The following is a 24,729-nucleotide window of genomic DNA, read 5'->3' on the forward strand; positions in this document are numbered from 1 at the left end:
GACCGACCAGCGAGACGGACGGCCGTGGCCGACCAACGCGGGCCGAGACTCTCGGGAAGGCGCTACGTGAGTCCCAACGGCTCCGACCGCTCGTCGCGGCGCCCGATGCGGCGGAAGCTGCCGCAGGTGCTGACTGCGGGCCTGATCCTGGCGACAGCCACCGGCTGCTCGTACAACTGGGAAGACTTCCCCCGCCTGGGCATGCCCACCCCCGTCACGGAAGAGGCGCCTCGGATCCTCTCCCTGTGGCAGGGCTCGTGGGCCGCCGCGCTCCTCACCGGCATCCTGGTGTGGGGCCTCATCCTGTGGTCGGTCATCTTCCACCGGCGCAGCCGGACCAAGGTCGAGGTACCTCCGCAGACCCGCTACAACATGCCCATCGAGGCGCTGTACACGGTCACCCCCCTCATCATCGTCTCGGTGCTCTTCTACTTCACCGCGCGCGACGAGTCGAAGCTCCTTGCCCTCTCGGACAAGCCGGCCCACACGATCAACGTGGTCGGCTACCAGTGGAGCTGGGGCTTCAACTACATCGAGGACGTGCCCGGCGTCGAGGGTGACGCGAAGACGGACGAGAACCTCGCGTCCATTCCGGACAAGTACATCAAGCAGTTCCCGGAGAACGCGGGTGGCGTCTACGCCGCCGGCATCCCCGGCGACCGCAACCCGCAGACCGGCAACCCGGGCCCGACCCTGTGGCTGCCGAAGGGCGAGAAGGTCCGCTTCGTCCTCACCTCGCGTGACGTCATCCACTCCTTCTGGGTGGTGCCGTTCCTCTTCAAGCAGGACGTCATCCCGGGCCACACCAACGTCTTCGAGGTCACCCCGACCCAGGAGGGCACCTTCCTCGGCAAGTGCGCCGAGCTGTGCGGTGTCGACCACTCCCGGATGCTCTTCAACGTCAAGGTCGTCTCCCCGGAGCGCTACCAGGCGCACCTGAAGGAGCTGGCCGAGAAGGGCCAGACCGGCTACATCCCGTCCGGCATCGAGCAGACGGACCCGGCCAGGAACGCGGAGAAGAACCAACTGTGAGCATCCCCAACGAAACCAAGGGTGCCGCGGCTGAGGACTCGTACGAGAACGAGCTGCCCGTCCGCCGCAAGCAGCCCGGCAATGTGGTGGTGAAGTGGCTGACCACCACCGACCACAAGACCATCGGTACGATGTACCTGGTCACCTCGTTCGTGTTCTTCATCATCGGCGGCCTGATGGCGCTCTTCATGCGCGCCGAGCTGGCCCGTCCGGGCACGCAGATCATGTCGAACGAGCAGTTCAACCAGGCGTTCACGATGCACGGCACGATCATGCTGCTGATGTTCGCGACGCCGCTGTTCGCCGGATTCGCGAACTGGATCATGCCGCTGCAGATCGGCGCGCCCGACGTGGCGTTCCCGCGGCTGAACATGTTCGCCTACTGGCTGTACCTCTTCGGCTCGATCATGGCGGTGGCCGGCTTCCTCACCCCGCAGGGTGCGGCCGACTTCGGCTGGTTCGCCTACTCCCCGCTGTCGGACGCGGTCCGCTCGCCGGGTGTCGGCGCCGACATGTGGATCATGGGTCTGGCCTTCTCCGGCTTCGGCACGATCCTCGGTTCGGTCAACTTCATCACCACGATCATCTGCATGCGCGCCCCGGGCATGACGATGTTCCGCATGCCGATCTTCACCTGGAACGTGCTGCTGACCGGTGTCCTGGTCCTGCTCGCCTTCCCGGTCCTGGCGGCGGCGCTCTTCGCCCTTGAGGCGGACCGGAAGTTCGGTGCCCACGTCTTCGACGCGGCCAACGGCGGAGCCCTGCTCTGGCAGCACCTCTTCTGGTTCTTCGGACACCCAGAGGTGTACATCATCGCGCTGCCGTTCTTCGGCATCGTCTCCGAGGTCATCCCGGTCTTCAGCCGCAAGCCGATGTTCGGCTACATCGGTCTGGTGGCCGCGACCATCGCGATCGCCGGTCTCTCCGTGACGGTGTGGGCGCACCACATGTACGTCACCGGAGGCGTGCTCCTCCCGTTCTTCTCCTTCATGACGTTCCTCATCGCCGTACCGACCGGCGTGAAGTTCTTCAACTGGATCGGAACGATGTGGAAGGGCTCGTTGTCCTTCGAGACCCCGATGCTCTGGACGATCGGCTTCCTGATCACCTTCACCTTCGGTGGTCTGACCGGTGTCATCCTGGCCTCGCCCCCGATGGACTTCCACGTCTCCGACTCGTACTTCGTCGTGGCGCACTTCCACTACGTGGTGTTCGGCACCGTCGTCTTCGCGATGTTCGCCGGCTTCCACTTCTGGTGGCCGAAGTTCACCGGCAAGATGCTGGACGAGCGCCTGGGCAAGATGACCTTCTGGACGCTGTTCATCGGCTTCCACGGCACCTTCCTGGTGCAGCACTGGCTCGGTGCCGAGGGCATGCCGCGTCGTTACGCGGACTACCTGGACGCCGACGGCTTCACCGCGCTGAACACGATCTCGACGATCTCGTCGTTCCTCCTCGGTCTGTCGATGCTGCCGTTCTTCTACAACGTGTGGAAGACGTCCAAGTACGGCAAGAAGGTCGAGGTCGACGACCCGTGGGGCTACGGCCGTTCGCTCGAGTGGGCGACGTCCTGCCCGCCGCCGCGGCACAACTTCCTCACGCTGCCGCGGATCCGTTCGGAATCGCCCGCGTTCGACCTGCACCACCCTGAGATCGCGGCTGTCGACCAGCTGGAGAACAAGCCGCACGAGGCCGCGGCCCTCACGGGCAGCAAGGAGGCCGGCAAGTGAAGATCCAGGGCAAGATGTTCATCTGGCTGAGCGTCTTCATCCTTGCCATGGCGGTCCTCTACGGCGTCTGGAGCAAGGAGCCGGTCGGCACGACGGCGCTCTTCCTGGCCTTCGGCCTCTCCATCATGATCGGCTACTACCTGGCCTTCACGGCCAAGCGTGTCGACGCGATGGCCCAGGACGACAAGGAGGCCGACGTCGCGGACGAGGCCGGCGAGGTGGGCTTCTTCGCCCCCCACAGCTGGCAGCCGCTGTCGCTGGCCCTCGGTGGAGCGCTCGCGTTCCTCTCGATCGCGATGGGCTGGTGGATCATGTACTTCTCCGCCCCGCTGATCCTGGTCGGCATCTGGGGCTGGGTCTTCGAGTTCTACCGCGGTGAGAACCAGAACCAGTAGCAGTACCCCGTAACACCCCGAGGGGCCCGGTCACTTCGTACGCGAAGCGGCCGGGCCCCTCTTTTGCCGCGCTCGGCGCGCCCGGGCGCGGAACAGTCCTTAGCGTGAGGTCATGAACGACACGCCGCGCATTCGGACTGTTCTGAGCTGCACACTCCTGGCCCTCACCGTGACCGCGGGCGCGACGGCGTGCGCGGGCTCCGACGGGCATCCGCTGTCGGCGAGCCCGTACGACGCCGCCGACCAGGTCGCCTTCGCGGCGGCCGACGGCACCCGTCTCGACCCGGAGAAGCCGCTGGAGATCACGGCCACGGGCGACGACGGGCGGATCAGCGACGTCACCGTCACCGACGCGGCGGGCCGCCACCTGGCGGGCGAACTCACCGCGGACGGGCGTACGTGGCGCTCCACGGGCTCGCTGGCCGCCGGGACCCGCTACACCGTCAGGGTGGCCACGGAGGACGAGGACGGGGCCCCAGGCGCCCGTACGTACAGCTTCGAGACGGCTCCGGCCAAAAGGGCCCTGACCGTCACCTTCGGGCCGGAGGCGGGCACGTACGGCGTCGGACAGCCGATCACCGCCGACCTCAGCCTCGCCGTCAAGGACCGGGCCGCGCGCGCCGTCGTCGAACGGGCCCTCAAGGTCCGCTCCACGCCCGCCGTCGAGGGCTCCTGGTACTGGGTGGACGACAAGAAGCTGCACTTCCGGCCCAAGGAGTACTGGCCGGCCGGCACGCTCGTCTCGGTCACCGGCAACCTCGACGGGCTCCGCGTCGGCGACAAGCTCTACGGCGGCCCGTCCAAGCCGCTCCGGCTGAAGATCGGCGACCGGATCGAGGCCGTCGCGGACGCCGGGTCCCACTACATGACGGTGCGGCGCAACGGAGAAGTGATCAACACCATTCCGGTGACCACCGGAAAACCGGGCTTCTCCACCCGTAACGGGATCAAAGTGGTGCTCGGCAAGGAGTACTACGTCCGCATGCGCGGCACCAGCATCGGCATCTCCGAGGGCAGCTCGGAGTCGTACGACCTGCCGGTGTACTACGCCACCCGGGTCACCTGGAGCGGCGAGTACGTGCACGCCGCCCCCTGGTCCGTCGGCTCCCAGGGCGTCGCCAACGTCAGCCACGGCTGCGTCGGCATGTCCACCGGCAACGCCGCCTGGTTCTACGAGACCGTCCGCCCCGGCGACATCGTCAAGACCGTCAACAGCTACGGCGACATGATGGACCCCTTCGGCAACGGCTTCGGCGACTGGAACCTGTCCTGGGACAAGTGGCGCCGAGGCAGCGCCCTGGTCGCCGAGAAGGGTGACCCCACGGCCACCGAAGACGCCAAGGCCCGCCTCAGGCCGTCTCTTTAGAGGGCTCGGTTCGCCTCCGGGCGCTGTGAGCCGGGCTCACGCCCCGATCGAGAGGCGGGTGCGCAGCAGGGCCGCCAGGGACGCCGCGAACTCGACCGGTTCCACCGGAAGGGTGACCGCGGCGTCCGCGCGGCTCCAGGTGGCCAGCCAGGCGTCCTGCGGGCGGCCGATGAGCAGCAGCACCGGCGGGCAGTGGAAGACCTCGTCCTTGATCTGCCGGCAGACGCCCATGCCGCCCGCGGGTACGGCCTCGCCGTCGAGGACGCAGACGTCGATCCCGCCCTCGTCAAGCCGCTTCAGCACGGCCGGGAGCGTGGCGCACTCCACGAACTCCACGGGCGGCACGTCGGCCGCGGGCCGCCGCCCGGCGGCGAGCCGGACCTGCTCCCGGGTGTTCGCGTCGTCGCTGTAGACCAGGACCGTGGCACTCGACTGCATCGTTCCTCCGTCCGGAAGGCGGGCCGGTCGTCCTCGACCGGTGCGCGGGATGCTACTCCGCTCCACACCCCGTCAACACCCGTTCAACACCTGTTCGAAGGGTGTCGGGAGGGCCCGGCGATGGGCCGTTCGGGCTGGACACACCCCTCTGACACTCCGAACGGCACCCCCCGGAGTGAGGGCGGGATAAGCGACCGACATAATGTCGGTCGTGGCGACAGTAACGACAGTAGATACCGGGCACGCGCACCCGTCGGTCAATCGACCGAACCTCACCAGCGTCGGAACCATCATCTGGCTGAGTTCCGAGCTGATGTTCTTCGCGGCCCTCTTCGCGATGTACTTCACCCTGCGATCGGTGACCGGTCCCGAGTTCTGGGCGGAAAAGGCCGCGGCCTTGAACTTCCCGTTCTCGGCGACCAACACCACGATCCTGGTGCTCTCCTCCCTCACCTGCCAGCTCGGCGTCTTCGCCGCGGAGCGGGGCGACGTGAAGAAGCTCCGGACGTGGTTCATCATCACGTTCGTGATGGGTGCGATCTTCATCGGCGGCCAGGTCCTCGAGTACACCGAGCTGGTCAAGCACGAGGGCCTCTCGCTCTCGTCGGACCCGTACGGCACGGTGTTCTACCTGACCACCGGCTTCCACGGCCTGCACGTGACGGGCGGTCTCATCGCCTTCCTGCTGGTCCTCGGCCGGACGTACGCCGCCAAGAGGTTCACTCACGAGCAGGCAACCGCCGCCATCGTCGTGTCCTACTACTGGCACTTCGTCGATGTCGTCTGGATCGGCCTCTTCGCCACGATCTACATGATCAAGTAGTCGGTCACCGCCGGTCACGGCGGACCGACATCCAGCAAGCATCGACGCAGAAGATCCTGACACCGGGGTAATCCGTGAAAAAGCTCTCCGCACGACGACGCCATCCGCTGGCGGCGGTCGTCGTCCTACTTCTCGCGCTGGCGGCCACGGGGGGGCTGTACGCCGCGTTCGCGCCCGCGGGCACGGCGAAGGCCGATGAAACCGCCCAGTCCCTCGCCATCGAGGAGGGCAAGAAGCTCTACTCCGTCGGCTGCGCCAGCTGCCACGGAACCGGCGGTCAGGGCACCACTGACGGCCCGTCCCTGGTCGGCGTGGGCTCCGCCTCCGTGGACTTCCAGGTCGGCACCGGCCGTATGCCGGCGCAGCAGCCGGGTGCCCAGGTCCCGAAGAAGAAGGTCATCTACACGCAGGCCGAGATCGACCAGCTCGCGGCGTACGTGGCCTCCCTCGGCGCCGGCCCGGCCACGCCGAACGAAGGCCAGTACAGCCCCGAGGGCGCCGACATCGCGAAGGGTGGCGAGCTGTTCCGCACCAACTGCGCGCAGTGCCACAACTTCACCGGCGAGGGCGGCGCGCTGACGCACGGCAAGTACGCCCCGACCCTTGAGGGCGTCAGCCCGAAGCACCTCTACGAGGCCATGCAGACCGGCCCGCAGAACATGCCCTCCTTCCCGGACACCACCATGCCGGAGAAGGAGAAGAAGGACATCATCGCGTACGTGAAGGCCGTCAACGGCGACGAGACCGCGAGCCCGGGCGGCCTGTCGCTCGGTGGCCTCGGCCCCGTCTCCGAGGGCCTGTTCGCCTGGATCTTCGGTCTGGGTGCGCTGATCGCAGTTGCCATCTGGGTCGCGGCCCACACCGCTAAGGCCAAGAAGTCATGAGTACCCAAGAGATTCCAGAAGAGAACCTGCCTGCAGGGCAGGACACCGCGCACGGCGCGGTGAAGGTCGCGGACAACCCGTTCGCCGACCCGGGCCTTCCGCCCCACAAGCCGCGTGTCCAGGACATCGACGAGAAGGCGGCCCGGCGCTCCGAGCGCGCCGTCGCCTTCATGTTCGTGCTGTCGATGCTGGCCACCGTCGGCTTCATCGCCTCGTACGTGATCTTCCCGGTCGACAAGATCGTGTACATCTGGCCCTTCGGTCACGTGTCCGCGCTCAACTTCGCGCTCGGCTGGACCCTCGGCCTCGCGCTCTTCTTCATCGGCGCGGGTGCGGTCCACTGGGCCCGTACCCTCATGTCCGACGTCGAGATCGCCGACGAGCGTCACCCGATCGCGGCCACGCCCGAGGTCAAGGCGAAGGTCATGGCGGACTTCGCGGCCGGTGCCGCCGAGTCCGGCTTCGGCCGCCGCAAGCTCATCCGCAACACGCTCTTCGGCGCGCTGGCCCTGGTGCCGCTCTCCGGAGTCATGCTGCTGCGCGACATGGGTCCGCTGCCCGAGCGCAAGCTCCGCACCACGCTGTGGGCCAAGGGCAAGCTGCTCATCAACATGAACACGCACGAGCCGCTGCGTCCCGAGGACGTCGCCGTCGGTTCGCTGACCTTCGCGATGCCCGAGGGCCTCTCGGAGCACGACCACAACTTCCAGGTGGAGATCGCCAAGGCCGCCCTGATGATCGTCCGGATTCAGCCGGAGGACATCAAGGACAAGCGCGAGCTCGAGTGGTCGCACGAGGGCATCGTCGCCTTCTCGAAGATCTGCACCCACGTCGGCTGCCCGATCTCGCTGTACGAGCAGCAGACGCACCACGTGCTCTGCCCGTGCCACCAGTCCACCTTCGACCTGTCCGACGGCGCCCGAGTCATCTTCGGCCCGGCCGGTCACGCCCTCCCGCAGCTGCGGATCGGCGTGAACGACAAGGGCTTCCTCGAAGCGCACGGCGACTTCGACGAGCCCGTCGGTCCCGCATTCTGGGAGCGCGGATGAGCACTGTGACCAACACGCAGAAGAAGGCGCCCGCCGGTGAGCGGGTCGCCGACTGGGCCGACGGCCGCCTGGGGATCTACACGCTGGCCAAGGCCAACATGCGGAAGATCTTCCCGGACCACTGGTCCTTCATGCTGGGCGAGATCTGCCTCTACAGCTTCCTCATCATCATCCTGACGGGCGTCTATCTGACGATGTTCTTCCACCCGTCGATGAACGAGGTGGAGTACGCCGGCTCGTACGTCCCGCTCCAGGGACAGCTGATGTCCGAGGCGTTCAACTCGACCATGCACATCTCCTTCGAGGTGCGCGGTGGTCTGCTCATCCGGCAGATCCACCACTGGGCGGCGCTGATCTTCCTCGCCGGCATGTTCGTGCACATGATGCGCGTCTTCTTCACCGGCGCGTTCCGCAAGCCGCGTGAGATCAACTGGCTGTTCGGCTTCCTGCTGTTCTTCCTGGGCATGTTCACCGGCTTCACCGGTTACTCGCTCCCGGACGACCTGCTCTCCGGCACCGGTGTCCGCTTCATGCAGGGCGCGATCCTGTCGGTGCCGATCGTCGGCACCTACCTGTCGATGTTCCTCTTCGGCGGCGAGTTCCCCGGCGGCGACTTCGTCGCCCGGTTCTACTCGGCGCACGTGCTGCTGCTCCCCGGCATCATGCTGGGCCTGGTGGTCGCGCACCTGATCCTGGTGTTCGTCCACAAGCACACGCAGTTCGAGGGCCCCGGCCGGACGAACAAGAACGTCGTCGGCATGCCGCTGCTCCCCGTGTACATGGCGAAGGCCGGAGGCTTCTTCTTCCTGGTCTTCGGCGTCATCGCGGTGATCGCCGCGGTCGCCTCGATCAACCCGATCTGGGCGCTCGGCCCGTACCGCCCGGACCAGGTGTCCACCGGCGCCCAGCCCGACTGGTACATGGGCTTCGCCGAGGGTCTGATCCGTGTCATGCCGGGCTGGGAGATCAACCTGTGGGGCCACACGCTGGTCCTCGGCGTGATGATCCCGCTGGCGATCTTCCCGGCGGTCCTCGCGGCCATCGCGGTCTACCCGTTCATCGAGTCCTGGATCACGGGCGACAAGCGCGAGCACCACATCGCGCAGCGCCCGCGCAACGCTCCGACGCGCACCGCCTTCGGTGTCGCCTGGATCACCGCGTACATGATCATGCTCGTCGGTGGTGGAAACGACCTCTGGGCGACCCACTTCCACCTGTCGATCAACTCGATCACCTGGTTCGTGCGGATCTTCTTCTTCGTCGGCCCGGTCATCGCGTTCATCGTCACCAAGCGGATCTGCCTCGGCCTCCAGCGCCGGGACAAGGACAAGGTGCTGCACGGCCGCGAGTCCGGCATCATCAAGCGCCTGCCGCACGGTGAGTTCGTCGAGGTCCACGAGCCGCTCAGCCAGGGCGAGCTGTACAAGCTCACCGCGCACGAGCAGTACGAGCCCGCCGCGCTGCCGCCGGCCGTCGACGAGAACGGCGTCCAGCGGAAGGTCGGCGCGATGGAGAAGCTCCGGGTCAAGCTCAACAAGGGCTACTACGGCGACGACAACCAGGTCGCCAAGCCCACCCTTGAGGAGTACAAGGAGATCCAGAGCGGCCACGGCCACCACTGAGACCCTCCTGACCTCCTGATGTAGGTCGCCACGGCGAGAGCCCCGTCCATTCGATGGACGGGGCTCTTTGCCGTTCCCGCGGATCGATAGGCTGGACCCCGTATCCGACGCACGATCATCAGGAGCTGCCATGAGCGCTGTGACCCCCGCTGGAGGACCTACCACGGCGGGCCGCTCCTGGCCCGTCCTCCTGAACGGCCTCCTGGAGGGGAAGAACCTCTCCGCCGACGACACCGCCTGGGCGATGGACCTGATCATGAGCGGCGAGGCGACCGACGCCCAGATCGCCGGCTTCATGGTGGCGCTGCGGGCCAAGGGCGAGACCGTCGAGGAGATCAGCGGGCTGGTCCGGACGATGTACGCGCACGCCAACACCATCGAGGTGCCCGGACCGGCCGTCGACATCGTCGGTACCGGCGGCGACGGCGCCAAGACCGTCAACATCTCCACGATGGCCTCGATCGTCGTCGCCGGCACCGGCACGAAGGTCGTCAAGCACGGCAACCGCGCCGCCTCCTCCGCCTCCGGCTCCTCCGACGTCCTGGAGAAGCTCGGCATCAACCTCGGCCTCACCCCGGCGCGGGTCGCCGAGGTCGCCGAGGAGGCCGGCATCACCATCTGCTTCGCGGTGAAGTTCCACCCCTCTCTCCGGCACGTCGCCGCCGCCCGCGGCCAGCTCGGCATCCGCACCACCTTCAACGTGCTCGGCCCGCTCACCAACCCGGCCCGGGTCCGCGCCCAGGCCGTCGGCGTCGCCGACCCGCGGATGGCGCCGATCGTCGCCGGGGTCTTCGCCGAGCGCGGGAACTCGGCCCTGGTCTTCCGCGGCGACGACGGCCTGGACGAGCTGACCATCACCGGCACCTCCCGGGTGTGGGTGGTCCGGGACGGCGCCGTCCGCGAGGAGGTCTTCGACCCGAAGGACGCCGGCATCGACTACGCGCCCCTGGAGGCGCTGCGCGGCGCCGACGCCTCCTTCAACGCCGATGTGGCCCGCCGGCTCCTGGCCGGCGAGACCGGTCCCGTACGGGACGCGGTGCTGCTCAACGCGGCGGCGGCGCTCACCGCCCTGGAGCCCGGCGAGGGCACCCTCGCGGAGCAGCTGCGGGCCGGGATGGCGCGGGCCGCCGAGTCGATCGACTCCGGGGCCGCCCGCGCGGCCCTGGACCGCTGGATCGCCGCCAGCAACGCCTGAGCCGCCCGCCGCGGTCCGCGCGACACCCGTTCCGGAATGCGGACGGGGTTGCGCGGACCGCGAGCGGTGGCATACGTTCGGCGACAGGTCATGAGTGACAGCCCTCAAGCCCCGGCTGGCTGTCCGGCAACCCTCCGTCCGTGGCGGGGTGCCCCGGGTGAAGACCAGGCCGTGGACAGCAAGGTCCTCGGCAAGCGCGGACCCCTGCGCCATCCCTGGGGTCCTGGTCCTCGAGGGAGCGGTCTCGTGAGCAAGCGAATGCGTTAGGGCCTCCGGCCCCTTCTTCCCACCCTCCGTACGGCCCCCTCGCGTCGCCGTGCGTCGAGGTCGACACCCGTATGCGGTACGCCGGTTCGCGTCGCCCTGCGGGTCCTTCACGCCACTCGCCTGTACCGCCGGGAGATACCGCCATGTCCGCATGCCCGAACACCGCCGCCGACACCGCCTCCGCCTCCGTCGAGACCTCCGCCTCCGTCGAGACCTCCTCCTCCGCCGAGTCCGCCGACGCCTGCTGCACCGGGCCGCTGCCCGTGCTCGGCCGGGACGTCACCGTCCCGCTCGTCACCGGCGGCGAGGTGACCTACGCGGCCCTCGACTACGCGGCCAGCGCCCCCGCCCTCCAGCGCGTCTGGGACGACGTCGCCGCCTACGCCCCGTACTACGGCAGCGTGCACCGGGGCGCCGGCTACCTCTCCCAGCTCTCCACCGACCTCTTCGAGCAGAGCCGCGCCACCGTCGCCGCCTTCCTCGACTGCCGCGACGGCGACCAGGTCGTCTTCACCCGCTCCACCACCGACTCGCTCAACCTGCTCGCCCAGGCCGTCCCCGCCGACTGCCAGGTCTTCGTCTTCGAGACCGAGCACCACGCCTCCCTGCTGCCCTGGCGCGACGCCCAGGTGACGTACCTCAACGCCCCGCGCACCCCCGCCCAGGCCGTCGAGACCCTGGAGCGGGCCCTCGCCGACCGCGACCCCTACGGCCCGGCCCTGGTCTGCGTCACCGGCGCCTCCAACGTGACCGGCGAGCTGTGGCCGGTGCGCGAACTCGCCGCCGCCGCCCACGCGCACGGCGCCCGGATCGTCCTCGACGCCGCCCAGCTCGCCCCCCACCACCCGGTCTCCGTGAAGGACCTGGACGTCGACTGGGTCGCCTTCTCCGGACACAAGCTGTACGCGCCCTTCGGCTCCGGCGTCCTCGCGGGCCGCGCCGACTGGCTCCAGGCCGCCGAGCCGTACCTGGCCGGCGGCGGCGCCTCCCGCACGGTGGCCCGCCGGGCCGACGGCGGCGTGGACGTCGAGTGGCACACCACCGCCGCCCGCCACGAGGCCGGCTCCCCGAACGTCATCGGCGTCTACTCCATCGCCTCCGCCTGCAAGGCGCTCACCGAGGCCGGCTTCGACACCCTCGTCGCCCGCGAGCAGCACCTCATCGACACCGTCCGCGCCGGGCTCGCCGAGGTCCCCGAGGTCCGCGTCCTCTCCCTCTTCGGCGACGACGCGCCGCGCGTCGGCGTCATCTCCTTCGTGGTCGAGGGCTGGAACAGCTCCCACTTCGCCGCCGCCCTCTCCGCCGAGTACGGCATCGGCGTCCGCGACGGCCTGTTCTGCGCCCACCCGCTGGTGCGCACCCTCCTCGGCTCCGACCCGCAGGACCCGGGCGAGTGCGGCGCCCCCGAGCCGGCCGCGCCGGGGGAGCGTTCCCTCAACGCCATCCGGGTCAGCTTCGGCGCCGGCACGCCGGACGAGCACGTCGAGCGTTTCGTCGGCGCCGTGAAGGAGCTCGTCCGCGACGGCGCCCAGTGGAAGTACCGCACGGAGGACGGCCGCTGCGTGCCCGACCGCGGCTGACCCGGCCGGCTCAGGCCGCCAGCCGGGTGCCCAACAGGACCATGCGCAGGGCGCGTTCGGCCGCGTCCGCCAGGAACTCGGCCCCCCGGTCCAGGGCTTCGGTCAGGGCCACCGGGGCCGGCAGGATCGAGCCGTACGCGTCGACCCCCGCCGCCCGCACCTCGTGGGCGCCCTGGCCGAGCGTCCCGGCCAGGGCGAGCACCGGCACCCCGTGGGCCCTGGCCCGGCGCGCCACCTCGGCCGGGACCTTGCCCCGCACGGTCTGACCGTCCAGGGCGCCCTCCGCGGTGATCACCAGGTCGGCGCGGGCCAGCCGGGCGTCCAGGTCGACGTGGTCGAGCAGCACCTCGAAGCGGGGGAGCAGCCGGGCGCCGAGCGCGGCGAGTCCCGCGCCGAGCCCGCCGGAGGCCCCGGACCCCGGAGCCGTACCGATCCCGGCGGGCGCGCCCAGGTCCCGCACGAGCAGGGCGGCCCAGTGGTCCAGGGCCGCGGCCAGCTCCTCGACGCGCTCCGGGCCGGCGCCCTTCTGCGGGCCGAAGACCCGGGCCACGCCCCGCTCGCCGCGGAGCACGTTGTACGGATTGCAGGCCACGAGCAGCTCGGCGGCCGCGAGCCGCGGATCGAGCCCGGCCGGGTCGATCCGGTTGAGCCGTGCCAACGCGGCACCCCCCAGGGGGAGTTCGACTCCCTCGGCGTCCAGGAGCCGGGCGCCGAGGGCCTGGAGCGCACCCGCTCCGCCGTCCGAGGTGCCGGAGTCGCCGCAGCCGACCAGGATGCGGCGGACCCCGGCGTCGAGCGCGGCCCGGATCAGTTCCCCCACCCCGTAGGTGGTGGTGGCGCCCGGGTCGCGCCGGTCGGCCGGCACCAGGGAGAGGCCCGCGACGGCCGCCATCTCGACCACCGCGGAGGAGTCGTCGAGGAGCGCGAAGTGGGTCCTCACCGGGTGGCCGAGGGGGCCCGTCGCGACCCGCGGCAGCAGCCTGCCCCCGGTCGCGGCGGCCAGCGCCCGGGCCGTCCCCTCCCCGCCGTCGACCAGCGGGATCAGGTCGACGACGGCGTCCGGGCGGACCCGGCGCAGCCCTTCGGCGATGGCCTCGGCGGCCTCGGGCGCGGACAGGGACTCCTTGAAACCGCTGGGGGCGACGGCGATGTGCAGGCTCACGGCTGGGACTCCAGGAGGACGGGCACGCCGAGCGGCGGCCAGACGACGAGGGCGAAGAACAGCACCAGGGCGGCGCTGAGCGGGGCGAGTACGGCGGAGAGCCGCAGCAGGTCACGGGGGGTGAAGGTGGGGACGCCGTCCGGTGGTTCGGCGAAGAGGGCGACGGGTTTCGCCGAGGCGGGCAGCGTCTGGCAGAAGCCGGCGGCGGCGGTGGAGGCGAGCGCGGCGGCCACCGGGTTGACCCCGGCGCCCACCGCCGCGGCCACCACCAGCGGCACCAGGACCGAGGAGCGGGCCGAGCGGGACTGGAGCACCAGGTGGGCGGCGGTGCTCACGGCGACGACGGCGGCGAGGAAGACCCACGGGGCCAGCCCGGCCGGCATCCCGCCGACCAGCCACCCGGCCGCGCCGGAGTCGACGAGGGCGACGCCCATCGCGGTGGTCGCCGCCATGAAGAGCAGCATCGGCCAGGGCACCGCCTTCAGCCCGTCCTTCATCCGGACGGTGCCGAGCGCGGGGGTGGAGGCGACGACCGCGCCGATCAGCGCGACCACGGCCGGCGAGACCCCGTGCAGCGGCTCGGCGCACCACAGCACCACCACCGTGCAGAGCAGCAGCAGGCAGCGCTGCTCGGGCGCGGTGAGCGGTCCCGACACCGGGGTGGGGGAGTGCTCCTGGAGGGCGGCGACGGTGATCCGTACGGGCTCCCGCCGGTCCTCGCGGCGGGTGGTGGTGAGCAGCACCGCCTCCGCCGCCAGATGGGAGGCGGTGACGGCGAGCGGCAGGCCGAGGACCAGCCAGCGGGCGAAGCCGATGCCCTCGCCGGTCTGTTCCAGGAGGACCCCGACGGTGATGAGGTGGGCGCCCGCGCCGATCAGGGTGGCGACGGCCGACAGCAGGATGACGGTGGGGAAGAGCAGGGCCAGCATGACCACGAGCCGGCGCCGGCCGGCCAGCGCCTTGGCGAGGGCGAGGAAGACCGGCAGGGCGAGGGCGGCGCGCCCGGAGGTGGCCGGGACCGCGAAGGAGGTGACGACCAGCGCGGCGGTGGTGAGGTGGACCAGCCCGCGTACGGAGCCGGCGCCGGTGACGAGGAAGGCGGCCGCGCGGCCGGCGAGCCCGGTCCTGGTCACCGCGGCCGCGAGGACGAAGGCGCAGATCAGCAGCCAGACGGTGGCGTCGCCGAGGGTGGCGAAGAGGGTGTCGGCGCTGATCACCCCGGTGACGGTGAGGGCGAGCCCGGCACCGAGCGCGACATAGGTGTCGTCGACGGGGGCGGCGATCCAGGCGCAGGTGGCGAGGGCGAAGACGGCCAGGGTCAGCCGGGCCCCGCCGTCCAGGCCGGGTGCCGTGCCGGGGACGGCGAGCACCGCGCAGACACCGAGCGCGAGGCAGAGCCAGACCGTCTGGCGGAGGGAGAGGTTCACGGGAACCACCCTCCGGGCGGCCGGTGAGCCGGGGATGAGCCCTCCATGAAGGAAGGTTCACGCACCCCGGACCGGGCGCGTCAGGGCATCCGGTAGCCCATGCCCCGTACCGTCTCCAGGCGTTCGGCGCCCAGCTTCTTCCGCAGCGCCCGCACGTAGACGTCCACGATGTTGGAGCCGGGGTCGAAGTCGTACCCCCAGACGTGGGAGAGGATCTGTTCCCGTGAGAGCACCTGCCCCGGGTGGCGCAGGAACAGCTCCAGGAGGACGAACTCACGGGCGGTCAGGTCCACCGTCCGCTCCCCGGCGCGGGCCCGCCGGGTGCGCAGGTCCAGGCCGAGGTCGCCGCTGCGGAGCACGGTGACCTCGGGGGCGCGGGCGGCGGTGCGCAGCCGCAGCCGGATCCGGGCGAGCAGCTCCTCGAAGCGGAAGGGCTTGGTCATCCAGTCGTCGGCGCCGCCCTCCAGGCCGGCCACGGTGTCCCGGACGGAGTCGCGGGCCGTCAGGACGAGGACGGGCAGGGTCACCCGGGCCTCGCGCAGCTCCCGCAGGACGGTGAAGCCGTCCCGGCCGGGCAGTCCGATGTCCAGGACCATCAGGTCGAAGCCGCCGGTGAGCGCCCGGGCGAGCGCGGTGTCGCCGTCGGCGGCGACGGAGGTGGTGAAGCCGTTGGCGCGGAGGCCCTTCTCGACGAAGGAGGCGATGCGCTCCTCGTCCTCGGCGATCAGCACGCGATTCATGGTCACTCCTCGAAGACAAGTACGAAAGTGGCCCCGCCGCCCTCGGTGGGGCGGAGCTCGACCCGCCCGCCCCGGTGCCCCTCGGCGATGGCCCGGACGATGGCGAGGCCGAGCCCGGCACCGCTGGTGCGGGCCCCGCGGCGGGCGGTGCCCCGGCGGAAGCGCTCGAAGATCACGGCGGCGTCCCGCTCCTGGACGCCGGGGCCGCGGTCGGCGACGTACAGCTCGATCCGGCCGGCGGCGGCCCGCGAGCCGATCGCGATCCGCCCGCCCGGCACGGTGTGCTGGACGGCGTTCTGGGCGAGCTGCACCATCGCCTGGGTGATCCGCTGGGCGTCGAGCGTGGCCTCCCGGTCGGCCACCGCGTCGAGCACCCAGTCGCGTTCGCCGAGCGCCCGCGCCTTCACGAAGACGTCGGCGGTGAGCTCGCCGAGCTGCACCGGCGCGGTCCGCACGAAGTCGGGCCGTTCGGCCTTGGCGAGCAGCAGCAGGTCCTCGACGATCCGGCTCATCCGGTCCAGCTCGTCGGTGACGATCCGGACCGTCTCCGCCCGCTCGGCCGGATCGTCCCCCATCAGCTCCAGATGGCCGCGGACGATGGTGATGGGGGTGCGCAGCTCGTGCCCGGCGTCGTCGACGAACTGCCGCTGGCCCGCGAAGGCCCGCTCCAGCCGGTCGAGCATCGCGTTGAAGGTCTCGGCGAGCGCGGCGACGTCGTCCTTGCCCCGCACCGGGATCCGCTGGGTGAGGTCCCGTTCGGTCAGTTCGGCGGCGGTCGTCCGCACCAGCCGTACGGGGGCGAGGATGCGGCCCGCCACCACCCAGCCGATGCCGGTGGTCAGCAGCAGCGCCACCCCGGATATGGCGAGCAGGATGCGGAACGCCTCGTCGGCGATGGCCTGCTCCCGGTCGGCGTGGAAGGCGACGACGAAGGCGGACGGCGGACCGCCGGTCTCGATCGGCACCTTCGCCCACCGCACCTCGCCCCGGCCGCGGTCGATCCGGCCCCAGGGCTCCGGGGCGGCGGCGATGGCGTCCAGCGCGGGCCGGTCGCGGTGGAGCGGCAGCGCGCTCGGCAGGTCACGGGACTGCCGGACGACCTGGGGGCCGGGCCCGCCGGTGCCGACCAGACCGAGCAGCTCCTCGTCCGGGTCGGAGTACTGGCGCTGGAGGAAGACCCGCAGCAGCGCCTCGGGGTCGGTGAAGCGCCGTCCGGTGTCCGGGTCGACGCCCTGGGCCACGAAGTTGGCGAACTCCCCGGTCTCCTGGGTGAGCAGCTGGTTGATGCGGTGGTCGGCGTCGCGCAGCAGCAGGGTGCGGGTCACCACGGCGACCGCGGCCAGCGCGACCGCCATGACGAGCAGCAGCCAGAGCAGGATGCGGACCCGGGCGGAGAGACGGTGTTCGGTGCGCTTCACTCGTGATCGTCGTCATCGTCGTCGCCGCCCGTGGCGGAGGGCCCGGGCACGACGGAGTCGGAGGGCGGCGGGTTCGACGGGGCCGCGGGGGCGGTGGGCGCGGCCGGCGCGCTCACGGCGGGTGCCGGCGCGCCGGGTGTCGGCGCGGTCGCCGTCGGCGGGGTGGAGAGGTGGACGGCGGGCGGGACGCGCGGCGCCTCCGGCGCGTCGGTCAGCGCGTAGCTGGTCGCGGCGATCCCGAGCGGGACGGCGACGACGGCGACGAGTCCGGCCATGCGGTGGGTGAAGGACATGCCGCCAGGGTCGGGCGCGCGGGCGCGGCCCGGGATGAAGCCCGGATGAGGATTCCTTCACCCGGGCGTCGGGTCCCGGCTCAGGACTCCAGGCCGATGGCGAAGGCCGCCTCCAGGTCGTGCTGCGAGTACGTCCGGAAGGCGACGTGGGTGTCGGTGCCCTCGACGCCCGGGATCTTGCTGATCCGGCCGGGGATGACCTCGGCCAGGTCGTCGTGGCGCGGCACCCGGACCATCGCGATGAGGTCGTACGTACCGGTCACCGAGAAGACCTCGCTGACGTTGTCGAGCGCGGCGATCGACTCCGCGATCTCGGGGATGCGGTCCACGCTGGTCTTGATGAGGACGATCGCGGTGATCACGGCTGGCTGTCTCCCTCGGTCGCCGCTGCTGGGGTTTTCACTCTATCCCCACCCCGGAACCTCACCCAGGCGTAGAGGAAGCCGACCGAGAAGCCCACGACGTGGGCCAGATAGGCGACCCCGGGGCCCGCGCCCGCGGCCCGCGCGGCCAGCCACTGGAGCGTGAACCAGAAGACGAGCACCGCCCAGGCCGGGAAGCGCAGCGGCAGGAAGAAGAGGAAGGGGAAGAGGCTCGTCACCCGGGAGCGGGGGAAGAGGAAGAGGAAGGCCCCGAGCACCGCCGAGATCGCGCCGGAGGCCCCGACCAGGGTCTGCTCGCTGTCGGCGTGCGCCACCGCGTAGCCGAGCAGGGCGAGGTAGCCGGTGCCCAGGTAGAAGAGGGCGAACTCGACGTGCCCCATCCGCTCCTCGGCCATCGCCCCGAAGACCCACAGGAAGAGCATGTTGCCGAGCAGGTGGAGCCAGCCGCCGTGCACGAAGAGGGCGGTGAAAGGCGTGAGCAGGGAGCCCGGCTCGCCCCGGGTCAGTTCGGCCGGCACCACCCCCCACCGCAGGAAGTACGCGCTCTGCGCCGCCAGCACCTCGTCCCCGGTTCCGTACGACGGGTTCAGGCCGGAGACCGGGCTGACAATGAAGAGGAGACAGCAGGCGGCGATCAGGCCGTAGGTCACCGTGGGTCCGGTCCGGACGCCCCGATAGGCGCCCAGGGCCGTGGCTCGCCAGTCGATCATGGACAGATCATGGCCCAAGAGGGACGAAGTGGACAGAGTGCCTCGCCGGGCCGGGCGCCGTCCGGTGAGGCCGTAGGGTTACGGGATCGAGCACCGCAGTCCGACGGCGCACCGCGGCTCCCGTACCTGGTACCACCACGACAGGAAGAAGGACGGCACCATGACGACGGTTCCCCTGCCGACCGAGGAGACCCGCTGGCGCTGCACCCTGTGCGGCAACCTGACCCGCTTCGACGTGACGCGCTCGTCCAAGGTCGTCGAGTACGTCCATCTGGACCTCGCCGGGGAGCCCAAGGTCGAGGAGCGCGAGGTGCTCAGTGAGACCATCGAGTCGGTCCGCTGCCGGTGGTGCAACGCGGTGGACCAGATCGAACTGGTGGACAAGCCGGGCGTCGAGTCCTGACGGACGGCGCCGACGACAGTAGGGGTGACGGATCGTGGAGCAGTCCGCGCACGGTGGCGAACCGGCCGGCGCGGCAGGTGACGCTGCCGAGACGCTCGACCATCCCCTGCCGGAGGGGGTACGGCGGCGGGTGATCGCGCTGGTCGCCGACGCCTTCGGCGGCCTCACCGTCGCCGAGCTGCCCGCCCCCCTCCGTCAGTACGCCCGCTTCACCGCCAGCCGGCGCGCCAAGTTCGCCGGCAACGCGATGGCCGCGGCCCTGGAGGGCGATCCGCTCTTCCGCCAGCGCATCGGCGAACGGTTCAAGCAGGCCCAGCCCGAGCTGGCCGAGGCCGTGGAGGGCGGCACCCCGCCCGCCGCCGCCGATCCCGTCGACGTGGCCGCGGCGGCGTACGTGCTCCGCCCGCCCGGCTGGGTCAAGCTGGTGGCCGCCGCCGGCGAGGAGGTCCAGCGCGCCGACGCCGAGCGGGCCGACGAGGCCGGCCGGCGCGAACTGGAGCGGCTCCGCGAGGAGCTGGCCGCCGCCCGCGAGCGGACCCGGGACGAGACCGAACAGCTGCGCCACGACCTGGAGTCCGCCCGCAAGGAAGCCGAATCGCTTCACCGCAAGCTGCGCAGCGCCCAGAGCGACGTCAAGCGCGGCGAGGCGGCGCTGCGGCGCGCCCAGGGCGAGATCGAGGCGGCCCGCTCCGAGTCGGCCGCACAGGTCTCCGCCGCCGAGAGCGAGTCGCGGCGGCTCAAGGCCCGGCTCGGCGAGGTCGAGGCGGCCCTGGAGGCGAGCCGCCGGGCCGCCCGCGAGGGACGCTCTGTGGAGGACATGCGGCTGCGGCTGCTGCTCGACACCGTCCTCGACGCGGCCCAGGGGCTCCGGCGCGAACTGGCCCTGCCGCCGGTGTCGGTGCACCCGGCGGACACCGTGGACGCGGTGGAGCCGGGGCGGATGTCCCCGAAGGACATCGCGGCCCGCGCCCTGTCGGAGACCGATCCGGCCCTGCTCGACCAGCTGTTGGAGCTGCCGCAGACCCATCTCGTCGTCGACGGCTACAACGTCACCAAGACCGGCTACCCGACGATGCCGCTGGAGAAGCAGCGCCTGCGGCTGCTCGGCGGGCTCTCCGCCCTCGCGGCCCGCTCGGGCGCCGAGGTCACCTGTGTCTTCGACGGGGCCGAGCTGGCCGCGCCGGTGCTCCTCGCGCCGCCGCGCGGGGTGCGGGTGCTGTTCTCCAAGCCCGGGGTCACGGCCGACGAGTTGATCCGCCAGCTGGTGCGGGCGGAACCGCCGGGCCGGCCCGTCGTGGTGGTCTCCACCGACCGCGAGGTCGCGGACGGCGTCGCGAAGGCCGGTGCGCGGCCGGTGGCGTCGGCTCTGCTCCTCAAGCGGCTTTCGCGCCTCTCGTAACGACTCGCCCGGCTCGCAACTCTTGGGCCCTATGCCCGATTTCTGGACGGCAATCCGTCAAATGCCCGTCACAGGCGGTGTGATGCGCGTAAATAAAGTGGTGCGTGAGCGAGTTTTTTGCCAGCGGGATTTGAACTGATCACAACTTGGTCACTAGGGTCGGGGCTCGAACCTTCGCGCGGTTGATCACCCATCAGGGCGGTCCGTGGAGGAACCGCCTGCCCCTGACCGGCCGGGCGGCTCGAGGAAGAAGGAGCTCGCCTTCGTGGCGTCCCACCGTCGACCCAAGCAGCCGAGCCGCACCCGTGTGACCGTGCTCACCGCGACCGCGGCCGCCGCCGTCGCGTTCTCCGCCCAGACCGGAGCCCAGGCGGCCCCCAAGCCGAAGATCGACGAGGTCAAGTCGAAGGTCGACAAGCTCTACCACGAGGCCGAGGAGGCCACGGAGCAGCACAGCCTGGCCGAGGAGCGCCGCGGCAAGCTGCAGAAGGAGATCGGCCAGATCCAGGACCGGGTGGCCCGTGGTCAGCAGGAGCTGAACACCCTCCGGGACCAGATCGGTTCGGTCGCCAGCGCCCAGTACCGCTCCGGCGGCATCGACCCGGCGATCCAGCTCTTCCTCTCCTCGAACCCGGACGACTACCTGGACAAGGCCTCCGCCATCGGCCGGGTGACCGACCAGCAGGCCGACGTCCTCGCCTCCATCCAGGACAAGCAGCGCACCCTCGCCCAGCAGCGCGCCGAGGCCACCGCCAAGCTCGGCGACCTCGAGGACGTCCGCAAGACGCTCGCCGAGAAGAAGAAGAAGATCCAGGGCAAGCTCGCCGACGCCCGCACGCTCCTCAACACCCTCACCGCCGAGGAGCGCGCCCGCATCCAGCAGCAGGAGCGCGCCGAGGCCGAGCGCGCCTCCCGCGCCGCCGCCCCCCGCCTCGACCTCGGCAACGAGGCCCCGGCCAGCGGCCTCGGCGCCGCCGCCCTCTCCGCCGCCGCCACCCAGCTCGGCAAGCCGTACGTCTCCGGCGCCGAGGGCCCCAACGCGTACGACTGCTCCGGGCTGACGCAGTGGGCCTACCGCCAGGCCGGCGCCGGTCTCACCCGCACCACGTACACCCAGCAGAACGACGGCGTGAAGATCGGCCGCAGCCAGCTCAAGCCCGGCGACCTGGTCTTCTTCAACGGCCTGTCGCACGTCGGCCTGTACGCGGGCAACAACACGATCCTGCACGCCCCCAAGCCGGGCGCCGTGGTCCGCTACGAGTCCATGAACTACATGGGCACCTTCCAGTTCGGTGTCCGCATCGGCGGCTGACCCGCCCGGCCGTGCCGCCCGAACGGGTGGTTCGCCGCACGCTCCGCTGACCTGACGCCCCGCCGGTGACCTTGTGATCTCCGGCGGGGCGTCATTTTGTGTGCCCGGCGCCTTCGTTGGACAGGGCGGGGGGACCGGCTACTGTCTGCCGCGCCAGTCCGCACGAGCCGAACGAAAGAGCGCGAGCCGTGGCCTCCCACCGCCGACCCGCCCGGGTCACCGTCCTGACCGCCGCCGCCGCGGCCACCGCGGCGGCCTCCCTCGGCGCCGTCCCCGCGAGCGCCGACCCGGGTGCCGGCACCGAGGCCACCCGCGCCAGGGTCGACCGGCTCTACGAGGAGGCCGAGCGCGCCACCGAGGGCTACAACCGGGCCGACGAGAAGGCCGACGCGCTGCGCCGCAAGGTCGGGCAGGCCCAGGACAGCCTCGCCCGCGGCCAGGAGCGCATCAACCGGATGCGGGGCGCGCTCGGCGCGCTCGCCGGCGCCCAGTACCGCTCCGGCGGCCTCGACCCCACCCTCGACCTGCTGCTCTCCTCCGACCCGGACAGCTACCTCGACCGGGCCTCCGTCCTCGACCGGGTCACCGCCCGGCAGACCGCCGCCCTCACCGAGCTCCGGCAGGAGCGCCACCGCCTGGACCAGGAGCGTGCCGAGGGCCGGGCCGCCCTCGCCGAGCTGGAGCGCAGCCGCGCCGAGGTGGCCCGCCACAAGCGGTCCGTGGAGCGCAAGCTCGCCGAGGCCCGCCGGATCCTCGCCTCCCTGACCGCCGCCGAGCGCGCCGACTACGAGCGGGCCTCCCGCTCCGGCGGGCGGGCCGGCGGCCCCGGCGAGGAGCTGCCGCCGCCGGCCGACCTCGGCCCGGCCGACTCCCGGGCCGCCGCCGCGGTGCTCGCCGCCCGCAGCGCCGTCGGCAAGCCGTACGTCTGGGGCGCGACCGGCCCGACCGCCTTCGACTGCTCGGGGCTGATGGTCTGGTCGTACCGGCAGGCCGGGATCAGCCTGCCGCGCACCTCGGCCGCCCAGCGGCACGCGGGCCGGCAGGTGCCGCTCTCGCAGGCGCAGCCCGGCGACCTCGTCACGTACCGGGGCGACGCCAGCCACGTCGCCATCTACGCCGGGAACGGGCAGGTCATCCACGCCCCCTACCCGGGCGCCCGGGTCCGCTACGACCCGGTGAACATGATGTCGAACGTGACGGTGACCCGGCCCTGAGGCCGCCTGCCGCCCGGCTCCGGGAGGCGTGACCCCGTCACCCTTCCGTACCATCTGATGCGTGGTGGAACAGGGGTGCGGAGCGCGACGGCCGGGAGCGGCGCTGCTCGCCCTCCTCCTCGCCCTCGCCGCGCTCGTCGGCTGCTCCACCGCCGCCCGCCCCGCCGACCCGGCCCTCCGCGAGGTGCGGGCCCTGCTCGACCGGCACGCCGAGGCCCTCCTCGACCGGGACGAGACCGCCTGGCTGGCGGCCGTCGCCCCCTCGTACAGCGCCGCCGCCCGCACCGAGTTCCGCAGGCTCGCCGCCGTCCCGCTCGCCGACTGGTCCTACCGCGTCACCGGCGTCGACCGGACCGGCGAGGGCCGGCTCACCGCCCGCGTCGAGCGCGGCCACCGCGTCGCGGGATACGACCCCGGGCCGCTCGCCGCCGACCGGCTCGTCGACCTCGCCGAGCGGGACGGGCGCTGGTACGTGACCGGGGAGCGGCCGGCCGAGGGCGCCCCGGTGCGGCTCTGGGAGCAGGGCGAGGTCACCGCGGTGCGCGGCGCCCGCTCCCTCGTCCTCGGCGTCGGCCAGGACCGGCGGCGGCTCGCCGAGATCGCCCGGCTCGCCGACCGGGCGGTGCCCGCCGCCGACGCGGTCTGGAGCCCCGGCTGGGCCCGCCGGGTCCTCGTCCTCGTCCCCGCCTCGCTCGACGACATGGGCGGGCTGCTCGCGGTGGACGGCTCGCAGTACCGGGGGATAGCGGCCGTCACCACCGGCGAGACCGGGCGCCGGCCGGACGCGCCCGCGGAGCGGGTGATCGTCAACCCGGAGGCGTACGCGGTGCTCGGCGACTTCGGCCGGCAGCTGATCCTCACCCACGAGACCGTCCACGTCGCCACCCGCGCCCACACCTCGCCGGCCACCCCGGTCTGGCTCTCCGAGGGCTTCGCCGACTGGGCCGCCTACCGGGGCACCGGCCGCACCCCCGCCGAGGCCGCCCCCGAGCTGCGCCGGGCGGTGCGGGCCGGGCATCCGCCCGCCGCGCTCCCCGAGGACGCCGACTTCGGCTTCGGGGGCGACGGCGAGGCCCTGGCCCGCGCCTACGAGAGCGGCTGGCTCGCCTGCGCGATGATCGCCGACCGCTGGGGCGAGGACCGCCTCACCGCCTTCTACCGGGAGGTGGGCGCCCACCCGGGGCGGGAGGGAGCGGTGGAGAACGCCCTGCAGAAGGTCCTGGAGACGACGCCGGAACGATTCACCGCTCAGTGGCGGGAGTATCTGCGCGATCAGCTCGGCTGAGCGCGCGCGTCGAGTTCGGCGAGGGCCTCGGCGAGCCAGGCCTTCTCCTCGGTGCCGGTCGCGCGGGCGACGCGGAGCATGCCGCGGCGGAAGAGGTCGGGCTCCGCCTCGACGGTGGCCGGGGCGCCGTCCTCGTAGAAGAAGCTGGCCGGGGTCAGCAGGAAGGCCTGCCGGCGGCGCAGGACGGCGGCCTGCTCGGCCGGGTCGGGCAGCAGGCCGAGGAAGGTCAGCAGGGTGAAGAAGCGCTGGCCGTCGGTGATCTCGACGTCCTTGGGGGAGCGCAGCCGGGCCAGCAGGGCGGCGCGGCCCCCGGGGGTGAGCGAGAGGGTGCGGCGGGGCGCGGCGCTGGTGCCGGGCTCGGTGCGGCTCTCCACCAGGCCCTTGTCGACCAGCCGGTTGATCGCCGGGTAGAGGGCGCCGTCGCTGACCGGGCGGACGTGGCCGCTCAGCGCCCGGATGCGCTCCTTCAGCTCGTACCCGTGCAGCGGCCGCCCGTACAGGAAGCCCAGGATCGACAGCTCCAGCACCGGTCGTCCTCCCCTCGTGCTTGTCGTCTCCGGTCCCCGCATGCTACCTCTTTTCGAGGTGCCTCTAATCGAGGT

23 protein-coding genes, 1 pseudogene and 1 riboswitch are annotated in these 24,729 nt (G+C 71.7%); of the genes and pseudogenes, 15 read left to right on the forward strand and 9 right to left on the reverse strand.

The window, feature by feature from the left end; translation table 11 throughout:
• Nucleotides 1-66 precede the first annotated feature (66 nt).
• The 4 genes from coxB (at nt 67) to ABZ621_RS03585 (ending at nt 4,523) form a co-directional block, all read left to right on the forward strand.
• Nucleotides 67-1,032, forward strand: a complete 966-nt coding sequence (gene coxB / locus ABZ621_RS03570; protein ID WP_360600267.1) for a cytochrome c oxidase subunit II — start codon at nt 67-69, stop codon at nt 1,030-1,032.
• A complete protein-coding gene (gene ctaD / locus ABZ621_RS03575; protein WP_360600269.1) occupies nt 1,029-2,762 on the forward strand; it encodes a cytochrome c oxidase subunit I in 1,734 nt (577 codons plus the stop codon). The genes coxB and ctaD overlap by 4 nt, the downstream gene beginning before the upstream one ends.
• Nucleotides 2,759-3,157, forward strand: a complete 399-nt coding sequence (locus ABZ621_RS03580) for a cytochrome c oxidase subunit 4 (RefSeq protein WP_360600271.1) — start codon at nt 2,759-2,761, stop codon at nt 3,155-3,157. The genes ctaD and ABZ621_RS03580 overlap by 4 nt, the downstream gene beginning before the upstream one ends.
• A 112-nt stretch (nt 3,158-3,269) precedes the next feature.
• The gene (locus ABZ621_RS03585) at nt 3,270-4,523 is read left to right on the forward strand and encodes an Ig-like domain-containing protein (protein WP_360600273.1); all 1,254 of its coding nucleotides are present in this window, start codon (nt 3,270-3,272) and stop codon (nt 4,521-4,523) included.
• A 36-nt stretch (nt 4,524-4,559) separates the two neighbouring features.
• Here ABZ621_RS03585 and ABZ621_RS03590 read toward each other — a convergent pair whose 3' ends face one another.
• Nucleotides 4,560-4,961, reverse strand: coding sequence for a hypothetical protein (locus ABZ621_RS03590; RefSeq protein ID WP_360600275.1), 402 nt, complete (start codon nt 4,959-4,961; stop codon nt 4,560-4,562).
• Nucleotides 4,962-5,163: 202 nt separating this feature from the next.
• On the opposite strand from ABZ621_RS03590, the gene ABZ621_RS03595 reads away from it, so the two are divergent.
• The 6 genes from ABZ621_RS03595 to ABZ621_RS03620 all read left to right on the forward strand — a co-directional run bounded on the left by ABZ621_RS03595 (nt 5,164) and on the right by ABZ621_RS03620 (nt 12,381).
• Nucleotides 5,164-5,784, forward strand: a complete 621-nt coding sequence (locus ABZ621_RS03595; RefSeq protein ID WP_169085597.1) for a heme-copper oxidase subunit III — start codon at nt 5,164-5,166, stop codon at nt 5,782-5,784.
• 74 nt (nt 5,785-5,858) lie between these two features.
• A complete protein-coding gene (locus ABZ621_RS03600; RefSeq protein ID WP_360600277.1) occupies nt 5,859-6,668 on the forward strand; it encodes a c-type cytochrome in 810 nt (269 codons plus the stop codon).
• Nucleotides 6,665-7,717: a Rieske 2Fe-2S domain-containing protein gene (locus ABZ621_RS03605; RefSeq protein ID WP_360600279.1), complete on the forward strand. Its 1,053-nt coding sequence runs from the start codon at nt 6,665-6,667 to the stop codon at nt 7,715-7,717. Before ABZ621_RS03600 ends, ABZ621_RS03605 begins: the two co-directional genes overlap by 4 nt.
• Nucleotides 7,714-9,339, forward strand: a complete 1,626-nt coding sequence (locus ABZ621_RS03610; RefSeq protein WP_360600281.1) for a cytochrome bc complex cytochrome b subunit — start codon at nt 7,714-7,716, stop codon at nt 9,337-9,339. The genes ABZ621_RS03605 and ABZ621_RS03610 overlap by 4 nt, the downstream gene beginning before the upstream one ends.
• A gap of 130 nt (nt 9,340-9,469) precedes the next feature.
• The gene (trpD, locus tag ABZ621_RS03615) at nt 9,470-10,534 is read left to right on the forward strand and encodes an anthranilate phosphoribosyltransferase (RefSeq protein WP_360600283.1); all 1,065 of its coding nucleotides are present in this window, start codon (nt 9,470-9,472) and stop codon (nt 10,532-10,534) included.
• A gap of 86 nt (nt 10,535-10,620) precedes the next feature.
• Nucleotides 10,621-10,737: riboswitch (SAM riboswitch) on the forward strand.
• Nucleotides 10,738-10,944: 207 nt separating this feature from the next.
• Nucleotides 10,945-12,381: an aminotransferase class V-fold PLP-dependent enzyme gene (locus ABZ621_RS03620; protein ID WP_360600285.1), complete on the forward strand. Its 1,437-nt coding sequence runs from the start codon at nt 10,945-10,947 to the stop codon at nt 12,379-12,381.
• 13 nt (nt 12,382-12,394) lie between these two features.
• On the opposite strand, the pseudogene ABZ621_RS03625 reads toward ABZ621_RS03620, so the two are convergent.
• From ABZ621_RS03625 to ABZ621_RS03655, 7 genes and pseudogenes are all read right to left on the reverse strand, one after another.
• Nucleotides 12,395-13,543 (reverse strand): annotated as a pseudogene (locus ABZ621_RS03625) (glycerate kinase); the annotation flags it as partial.
• Complete coding sequence (locus tag ABZ621_RS03630; protein ID WP_360600287.1) at nt 13,540-14,970, reverse strand: SLC13 family permease; 1,431 nt, start codon at nt 14,968-14,970, stop codon at nt 13,540-13,542. The pseudogene ABZ621_RS03625 and the gene ABZ621_RS03630, both read right to left, overlap by 4 nt.
• Before the next feature lie 80 nt (nt 14,971-15,050).
• Nucleotides 15,051-15,710 (reverse strand): response regulator transcription factor, encoded by a 660-nt coding sequence (locus ABZ621_RS03635; protein ID WP_360600289.1) that lies wholly within the window; start codon nt 15,708-15,710, stop codon nt 15,051-15,053.
• Nucleotides 15,711-15,712: 2 nt separating this feature from the next.
• A complete protein-coding gene (locus tag ABZ621_RS03640; RefSeq protein ID WP_360600809.1) occupies nt 15,713-17,065 on the reverse strand; it encodes an ATP-binding protein in 1,353 nt (450 codons plus the stop codon).
• A gap of 59 nt (nt 17,066-17,124) precedes the next feature.
• A complete protein-coding gene (locus ABZ621_RS03645; RefSeq protein ID WP_360600291.1) occupies nt 17,125-17,421 on the reverse strand; it encodes a small hydrophilic protein in 297 nt (98 codons plus the stop codon).
• 80 nt (nt 17,422-17,501) lie between these two features.
• Nucleotides 17,502-17,783 carry an Lrp/AsnC ligand binding domain-containing protein gene (locus tag ABZ621_RS03650; RefSeq protein WP_030758121.1) on the reverse strand — a complete coding sequence of 94 codons (282 nt, stop codon included), beginning with the start codon at nt 17,781-17,783 and terminating at the stop codon, nt 17,502-17,504.
• On the reverse strand, nt 17,780-18,514 hold the full coding sequence (locus ABZ621_RS03655; RefSeq protein ID WP_360600293.1) for a rhomboid family intramembrane serine protease: 735 nt from the start codon (nt 18,512-18,514) through the stop codon (nt 17,780-17,782). Before ABZ621_RS03655 ends, ABZ621_RS03650 begins: the two co-directional genes overlap by 4 nt.
• Nucleotides 18,515-18,674: 160 nt before the next feature.
• Between ABZ621_RS03655 and ABZ621_RS03660 the strand changes: the two genes are divergently transcribed.
• From ABZ621_RS03660 to ABZ621_RS03680, 5 genes are all read left to right on the forward strand, one after another.
• Nucleotides 18,675-18,917: a hypothetical protein gene (locus ABZ621_RS03660; RefSeq protein WP_360600295.1), complete on the forward strand. Its 243-nt coding sequence runs from the start codon at nt 18,675-18,677 to the stop codon at nt 18,915-18,917.
• Between the two features lie 34 nt (nt 18,918-18,951).
• Nucleotides 18,952-20,316 carry an NYN domain-containing protein gene (locus tag ABZ621_RS03665; RefSeq protein ID WP_360600297.1) on the forward strand — a complete coding sequence of 455 codons (1,365 nt, stop codon included), beginning with the start codon at nt 18,952-18,954 and terminating at the stop codon, nt 20,314-20,316.
• A gap of 265 nt (nt 20,317-20,581) precedes the next feature.
• Nucleotides 20,582-21,628, forward strand: coding sequence for an NlpC/P60 family protein (locus tag ABZ621_RS03670; RefSeq protein WP_360600299.1), 1,047 nt, complete (start codon nt 20,582-20,584; stop codon nt 21,626-21,628).
• Nucleotides 21,629-21,816: 188 nt separating this feature from the next.
• A complete protein-coding gene (locus ABZ621_RS03675; RefSeq protein ID WP_360600301.1) occupies nt 21,817-22,842 on the forward strand; it encodes an NlpC/P60 family protein in 1,026 nt (341 codons plus the stop codon).
• A gap of 61 nt (nt 22,843-22,903) precedes the next feature.
• Nucleotides 22,904-24,127, forward strand: coding sequence for a hypothetical protein (locus ABZ621_RS03680; protein ID WP_360600303.1), 1,224 nt, complete (start codon nt 22,904-22,906; stop codon nt 24,125-24,127).
• On the opposite strand, the gene ABZ621_RS03685 is transcribed toward ABZ621_RS03680, so the two are convergent.
• Nucleotides 24,115-24,654, reverse strand: a complete 540-nt coding sequence (locus ABZ621_RS03685) for a PadR family transcriptional regulator (RefSeq protein ID WP_360600305.1) — start codon at nt 24,652-24,654, stop codon at nt 24,115-24,117. The genes ABZ621_RS03680 and ABZ621_RS03685 overlap by 13 nt on opposite strands.
• Nucleotides 24,655-24,729 lie beyond the last annotated feature (75 nt).

Origin of the sequence: Streptomyces sp. NPDC007863 (assembly GCF_040633895.1) — a bacterium.
Classification (GTDB): Bacteria; Actinomycetota; Actinomycetes; order Streptomycetales; family Streptomycetaceae; genus Streptomyces.

What these genes read in the sequence shown, in the direction of transcription:
- ABZ621_RS03590 (WP_360600275.1), bottom strand. Translation starts at nt 4,961, where the DNA reads ATGCAGTCGAGTGCCACGGTCCTGGTCTACAGCGACGACGCGAACACC.
- ABZ621_RS03585 (WP_360600273.1), top strand. Translation starts at nt 3,270, where the DNA reads ATGAACGACACGCCGCGCATTCGGACTGTTCTGAGCTGCACACTCCTG.
- ABZ621_RS03610 (WP_360600281.1), top strand. Translation starts at nt 7,714, where the DNA reads ATGAGCACTGTGACCAACACGCAGAAGAAGGCGCCCGCCGGTGAGCGG.
- ABZ621_RS03645 (WP_360600291.1), bottom strand. Translation starts at nt 17,421, where the DNA reads ATGTCCTTCACCCACCGCATGGCCGGACTCGTCGCCGTCGTCGCCGTC.
- ABZ621_RS03620 (WP_360600285.1), top strand. Translation starts at nt 10,945, where the DNA reads ATGTCCGCATGCCCGAACACCGCCGCCGACACCGCCTCCGCCTCCGTC.
- ABZ621_RS03605 (WP_360600279.1), top strand. Translation starts at nt 6,665, where the DNA reads ATGAGTACCCAAGAGATTCCAGAAGAGAACCTGCCTGCAGGGCAGGAC.
- trpD (WP_360600283.1), top strand. Translation starts at nt 9,470, where the DNA reads ATGAGCGCTGTGACCCCCGCTGGAGGACCTACCACGGCGGGCCGCTCC.
- ABZ621_RS03660 (WP_360600295.1), top strand. Translation starts at nt 18,675, where the DNA reads ATGACGACGGTTCCCCTGCCGACCGAGGAGACCCGCTGGCGCTGCACC.
- ABZ621_RS03640 (WP_360600809.1), bottom strand. Translation starts at nt 17,065, where the DNA reads ATGGCGGTCGCGCTGGCCGCGGTCGCCGTGGTGACCCGCACCCTGCTG.
- ABZ621_RS03595 (WP_169085597.1), top strand. Translation starts at nt 5,164, where the DNA reads ATGTCGGTCGTGGCGACAGTAACGACAGTAGATACCGGGCACGCGCAC.
- ABZ621_RS03635 (WP_360600289.1), bottom strand. Translation starts at nt 15,710, where the DNA reads ATGAATCGCGTGCTGATCGCCGAGGACGAGGAGCGCATCGCCTCCTTC.
- ABZ621_RS03655 (WP_360600293.1), bottom strand. Translation starts at nt 18,514, where the DNA reads ATGATCGACTGGCGAGCCACGGCCCTGGGCGCCTATCGGGGCGTCCGG.